A 6183-nucleotide genomic window follows, 5' to 3' on the forward strand; every position below is an offset into this window, starting at 1 on the left:
GAGAGACGCAGATCCCCTGTGGGAGCGGGCATGCCCGCGAAGCAGGCAGCGCGCTCGCTCCCACAGGAAAAGTGATGTGGCGAACTGCCGGGCCTAGCCCGGGTCGCGGAAGTCGGGGTGGAAGTTGGCCGGCACCGCAACGCTGACGCTTTCCCGGGTAGCGATGTCGATGCCTTCACTGGCCACTTCCGCCAGGAAGTCGATCTGCTCGGGTGTGATCACGTAAGGCGGCAGGAAGTAGACCACGCTGCCCAGCGGGCGCAGCAGGGCACCGCGGGTCAGGGCATGCTCGAACACCTTCAGGCCACGCCGCTCCTGCCACGGGTAGGCAACCTTGCCAGCCTTGTCCTTGACCATCTCGATGGCCAGGGCCATGCCGGTCTGGCGAATTTCGGCAACGTGAGCATGATCGGCCAGGTGTGCAGTCGCCGTTGCCATGCGCGTAGCCAAGGCCTTGTTGGCCTCGATCACGTTGTCCTGTTCAAAGATGTCCAGGGTCGCCAGCGCTGCAGCACATGCCAGCGGGTTGCCGGTGTAGCTGTGCGAGTGCAGGAACGCGCGCAGGGTCGGGTAGTCGTCGTAGAACGCCTGGTACACCTTGTCGGTGGTCAGGCAGGCGGCCAACGGCAGGTAACCACCGGTCAGCGCCTTGGACAGGCACAGGAAGTCCGGGCGGATGCCCGCCTGTTCACAGGCGAACATCGTGCCGGTGCGGCCAAAGCCCACGGCGATCTCGTCGTGGATCAGGTGCACGTCGTAGCGGTCGCAGGCCTCACGCAGCAGCTTGAGGTACACCGGGTGGTACATGCGCATGCCGCCAGCGCCCTGGATCAGTGGCTCGACGATCACGGCGCTGATGGAGGCGTGATGCTCGGCCAGGGTCTGTTCCATGGCCTGGAACATGTTGCGCGAGTGCTCTTCCCAGCCCATGCCCTCGGGGCGCAGGTAGCAGTCGGGGCTGGGCACCTTGAGAGTGTCCAGCAGCAGCGCCTTGTAGGTTTCGGTGAACAACGGCACATCGCCCACCGACATGGCGGCAATGGTTTCGCCGTGGTAGCTGTTGGTCAGGGTCACGAAGCGCTTCTTGCCTGGCTTGCCGACGTTCTGCCAGTAGTGGAAGCTCATCTTCAGCGCCACTTCGATGCACGACGAGCCATTGTCGGCGTAGAACACCCGGTCGAGCCCGGCTGGGGTCATGGCCACCAGGCGCTCGGACAGCTCGATCACAGGCTGGTGGCTGAAACCGGCCAGAATCACATGTTCCAGCTGGTCGACCTGGTCCTTGATGCGCTGGTTTATGCGCGGGTTGGCATGGCCGAACACGTTGACCCACCAGCTGCTCACCGCGTCCAGGTAGCGCTTGCCTTCGAAGTCCTCCAGCCACACGCCTTCGCCGCGCTTGATCGGGATCAGCGGCAGCTGCTCGTGGTCTTTCATCTGGGTGCAGGGGTGCCACAGGACCTTGAGGTCGCGTTGCATCCACTGATCATTGAGGCCCATGGGCACTTCTCCTGGCTTTGCGGCGTGGTTCGACCGCGTAAGCCTAAGCAATGCCGCAGGGCACGACAACCGCTTGCGTTCAATGGCGGTGGGTGCCGGTCCATTCAAGCTTGCGGATGTGTACGGTCCCTGCCTGCGAGGTGGAGATGGTCAGCCGCCGGAAAGGCCCATCGATCACCTGGTGATAGGGAGACGTCGCAATAGGCCCGGGGCGCAGGTCACGGACGCCGTAGCCTTCCAGGGTGAGCCAGTAGAAGTGGCGCGGCGCCGGAGCAATCAGGTCGTAGTCATTATTGTCGGCATCGAACAGCATGTTCAGGTCGTCACAGAGGAAATCGCTGACCACATAGTACTCCAGCCGCAGGCATGCGACTTCCTGAGCGAAGGTGATCTCCACATCGCTGTGCTCACCAATGACCAGTTCGGTGCCGTCTTCGCCCTTGAACGCTTCATGAAAGCCGGTCCATGAGGTGCTGTTGGAGCGGATACTCAGGCCAGAGGCTGTTCGAAGCGTTTGCTTGTGCCACAAAAACTGCCGTTCGACGTGTTGAAAGTGCTCCTCGAAGATCATGTTCGTGCCCTCCTGGCGGGGCTCTGGCCACCTTCGTCAGTTTCACTTGCCGCTGTGTGACCGGGCTACTGGCAAAAATGTCAGTTGCCAAAAGCACTTGATGTCACTGCGCTGGCAGGGTTGGCGGAGGTGACGTATTCTTAACGCATCTCTCTCGGGGCATTCCTGCCTCTTCCCGTATCTGTAACCTCTGACTCGGAGTTCGCCGACATGGCTGCTGCTTGGGTGCGCCTGTGCGCGTTGGTATTGATTGGTGTGTCCAGCGGCGCCGCGCTGGCAAAGGACAAGACGCCCACGGCAATTGTGGTGGGCGGCGGCCTGGCAGGCCTGACGGCAGCCTACGAGCTGCAGAACAAAGGCTGGCAGGTGACTCTGCTGGAAGCCAAGTCGGGCATGGGCGGGCGTTCGGGCCTGGCCACCAGCGAATGGATCGGCAACGCCAAGGCGCAGCCGGTGCTTAACCAGTACCTGGACCGTTTCAAGCTTGAAACACTGCCGGCGCCGGAGTTCGTGCGTACCCCCGGTTACCTGATCGACGGCGAGTATTTCAGCGCCACCGACCTGGCCACCAAGCAGCCTGCTACCGCCGAAGCACTCAAGCGCTACGAGAAAACCCTCGACGACCTGGCCCGCTCCATCGACGACCCGCTGAACCCGCAGGCAACCAGCACATTGTTTGCCCTCGACCAGATCAACGTCTCCACCTGGCTCGACAAGTTGCAGTTGCCGGCCACGGCCCGTCAGTTGGTCAACCAGCAGATCCGTACCCGCTACGATGAGCCGTCACGCCTCTCGCTGCTGTACTTCGCCCAGCAGAACCGCGTGTACCGTGGCGTCAGCGACCGCGACCTGCGTGCCGCACGCCTGCCGGGTGGCAGCCCGGTGCTGGCCCAGGCTTTCGTCAAACAGCTGAAAACCATCAAGACCAGCTCGCCGGTCACCGCCATTGTCCAGGACAAGGACGGGGTAACGGTAAAAGTCGGCAGCGTGGGCTACCAGGCCGATTACCTGGTCATGGCCGTGCCGCTGCGCGCCCTGGCCAAGATCCAGATGACCCCGGGCCTGGACAACCAGCACCTGGCAGCGTTGAAGGGCACCAACTATGGCTGGCGCGACCAGCTGATGCTCAAGTTCAAGAAGCCCGTGTGGGAAAGCCGCGCACGCATGTCGGGCGAAATCTTCAGTAACGCCGGCCTCGGCATGCTGTGGATCGAGCCTGCGCTCAAGGGCGGCGCCAACGTGGTGATCAACCTGTCCGGCGACAACGCCCGCCTGCTGCAGGCATTTGGCGACAAGCAGATGGTCGACCAGGTGCTGATCCGCCTGCATGCGTTCTACCCACAGGCCCGTGGTGCGTTTACCGGTTACGAGCTCAAGCGCTACAGCACCGACGCCGGCACCGGCGGCGCCTACCTGGCTTATGGCCCAGGGCAGATCAGCAAGTACTGGCGCTTGTGGGAGCGCCCGGTGCAACGCATCACCTTTGCCGGTGAGCATACCGATGCCCTGTACCCTGGCACCCTGGAAGGCGCCCTGCGCAGCGGCCAGCGTGCGGCCAGCCAGGTGCAGGACCTGTTGGCCGGCAAGTCGTTCGACCCGGCCAAAGCGGCGCCGGTTGCGGCGGCAGCGGCAGCTGGTGCGGTGGCCGCCAAGCAAAGCAAGGGTGGTTTCTTCTCCAATCTGTTCGGTGGTTCGTCCGACAAGGCTGACAAGGCGCCAGTGAAAGAGGAGCCGAAAAAGGTCGAAGAGGCCAAGCAGGACAAGCCGGGCTTCTTCAAGCGCCTGTTTGGCGGGGCGGACAAGCCGCAAGCGAAGGCAGAGCCGATCGCCAAGGCTGAGGAAGTGGCGCCGGCACCCGCGCCAGCTCCACAAGCCGCGCCGGCACCGGTTGCGCCTGCACCTGTGGTCAAGGAGGCGGCTGCCAAGCCAGCAGCGACCAAGGCGGCCCCGGCCAAGCATGCGCCGGCGCACAAGCCCGCGCACAAGCCTGCCGAGACCAAGAAGGCAACGGCCAAGTCCGAACCGACCAAGAAACCTGTGGCCAATACCCAGGCCAAGGCGGGTTGATTTATTGCCAGTGCCGCCCCTTTCGCGGGTAAACCCGCGAACAGGCCGGCACTGGCAACCTTGAACACCCCGGCTATCGTTAATGTTTCCTTAATGGGAAGGTTACAGAATAACTATCGGATTTATCGATAATCCGAAGCAATTTTTTCCGCTTTTCTTCGATACATTTCGCGTTAGTCTGTGCACAGCTTTCACGGGGAAACACGCCAACATGCAACTGCGCAATTCATCTTCTCGCTACGGCGTGGTCAGCATACTCCTGCACTGGGGTGTGGCGCTGGCAGTCTTCGGCCTGTTTGGCCTGGGCTTGTGGATGGTCGGCCTCGACTATTACAGCCCTTGGCGCAAAGCCGGCCCGGACCTGCACAAGAGCATCGGCCTGGTGCTGTTGGCGGTGATGTTGCTGCGCGTAGTCTGGCGTTTCGTCAGCCCGCCACCTCCGGCGCCGGCCAACCATGGCGCCTTCACCCGCCTGGCGGCCAAGCTGGGGCATCTGGCCCTGTACCTTGGGCTGTTTGCGGTGATGGCGGCCGGTTACCTGATTTCCACCGCCGACGGCGTCGGCATTCCGGTGTTCGGCCTGTTCGAAGTGCCGGCATTGATCAGCGACTTGCCCGATCAGGCAGACGTGGCGGGTGTGATTCACCTGTGGCTGGCCTGGGGCCTGGTCATTTTTGCCGTGCTGCATGCCCTGGCAGCGCTCAAGCACCATTTCATCGACCGTGACGCGACCCTGACCCGCATGCTGGGCCGCAAAGCTTGACCCTCAACCTCAATTGCATAGGAAGGAACAGGATGTTGAAAAAGACTTTTGCCGCTCTGGCGCTCGGTACCGCACTGCTCTGCGCTGGCCAGGCCATGGCTGCCGAGTACAAGATCGACAAGGAAGGCCAGCACGCGTTCGTTGACTGGAAAATCAGCCACCTGGGCTACAGCTTCATCCACGGTACCTTCAAGGACTTCGACGGTAATTTCACTTGGGACAGCGCCAAGCCTGAAGCCAGCAAGATCAACGTCGACCTGAAAACCGCCAGCCTGTGGTCGAACCACGCCGAGCGTGACAAGCACATCGCCAGTGCCGATTTCCTCGACGTGAAGAAGTACCCGGAAGCCAAGTTTGTCTCCACCAGCGTCAAGTCGACTGGCGACAAGACGGCTGACGTGACCGGCGACCTGACCCTGCACGGCGTGACCAAGCCGGTCACCTTCAAGGCTACCTTCAACGGTGAAGGCAAGGACCCATGGGGCGGCGAGCGTGCTGGCTTTAACGCCACCACCACCCTGAACCTGAACGACTTCGGTATCAAAGGCCCGGGTGCTACTTCGCAGACCCTGGACCTTGATATCAGTGTTGAAGGTGTGAAGCAGAAGTAAGTGATGCTTCGGCAATAAAAAACGCCGCCCATTGGGCGGCGTTTTCGTTTCTTAGCCTTTTCGGGTCAACAAGGCTGGGCGCTCACCGCGCGGGCGGCTTGGCAGGTCATCCAGCTGCTCAGGCGTTGGGTAACGGTCGAGCTTGGATTCCTTGCGGATGATGACCGGCTGTTTTTCCGGCTGGCGCGGGTTGCGCACGGCCGGCTCTTGCCGGGCGGCATCGTCACGGGCAGGGCGGCCACGGCCTGCGCCGCCGCCATCGCGACGGGCACCGCTACCGTTGTTGGCGCGAGGCGGGCGTTTTTCGCCGCCGCTACCGCTGCGCTGCTGGCCACCACTGCGAGCCTGGCCCTGGCCACCGGCATTGCTGCGCTGGCCATTGCCCTGGCCCTGACCTTGGCTGGCACCACCACCTGGGCGGCGGTTGCGGCCCTGGTTCTTGCCCTGGTAGGGGCTGACGTAGTCAGCGCGGTTACCGAAGTTGTCGATATCGTCGTCCAGGAACTCTTCCGGGTCACGGTCAGCTGGCGCTTTCGGTACGCTGCTGTTGCTGGCCTGTTGCTGTTGCTGGCGCGGCTTCTTGTCACGCGGCTTGCGCGGCAGTTGTTGCTTGTCGCCGCTCTTTTCCTTGTCGGCTGGCTTGTCCGCAGCCTGCTGCTTGGCCTTGCCTT

At 62.6% G+C, this 6183-nt stretch carries 5 protein-coding genes and 1 pseudogene; 3 read left to right on the forward strand and 3 right to left on the reverse strand.

Features of this window, described 5'->3' with window-relative positions:
• Nucleotides 1-93: 93 nt before the first annotated feature.
• Both PM2_RS09565 and PM2_RS09570 read right to left on the reverse strand, forming a co-directional pair.
• Complete coding sequence (locus tag PM2_RS09565) at nt 94-1500, reverse strand: adenosylmethionine--8-amino-7-oxononanoate transaminase (protein WP_016712407.1); 1407 nt, start codon at nt 1498-1500, stop codon at nt 94-96.
• Between the two features lie 79 nt (nt 1501-1579).
• Nucleotides 1580-2071 carry a hypothetical protein gene (locus PM2_RS09570; protein WP_016712406.1) on the reverse strand — a complete coding sequence of 164 codons (492 nt, stop codon included), beginning with the start codon at nt 2069-2071 and terminating at the stop codon, nt 1580-1582.
• Between the two features lie 210 nt (nt 2072-2281).
• On the opposite strand from PM2_RS09570, the gene PM2_RS09575 reads away from it, so the two are divergent.
• From PM2_RS09575 to PM2_RS09585, 3 genes are all read left to right on the forward strand, one after another.
• Nucleotides 2282-4138, forward strand: coding sequence for a flavin monoamine oxidase family protein (locus PM2_RS09575; protein WP_016712405.1), 1857 nt, complete (start codon nt 2282-2284; stop codon nt 4136-4138).
• A gap of 211 nt (nt 4139-4349) precedes the next feature.
• Entirely contained in the window at nt 4350-4901 is a 552-nt protein-coding gene (locus PM2_RS09580; RefSeq protein ID WP_028698469.1) for a cytochrome b, read from the forward strand.
• 32 nt (nt 4902-4933) lie between these two features.
• Nucleotides 4934-5512, forward strand: a complete 579-nt coding sequence (locus PM2_RS09585; protein ID WP_016712403.1) for a YceI family protein — start codon at nt 4934-4936, stop codon at nt 5510-5512.
• Between the two features lie 51 nt (nt 5513-5563).
• Here PM2_RS09585 and PM2_RS30970 read toward each other — a convergent pair.
• Nucleotides 5564-6183, reverse strand: a pseudogene (locus tag PM2_RS30970) (DEAD/DEAH box helicase); the annotation flags it as partial.

The sequence above is a fragment of the Pseudomonas monteilii NBRC 103158 = DSM 14164 genome (assembly GCF_000730605.1).
Classification (GTDB): domain Bacteria; phylum Pseudomonadota; class Gammaproteobacteria; order Pseudomonadales; family Pseudomonadaceae; genus Aquipseudomonas; species Aquipseudomonas monteilii.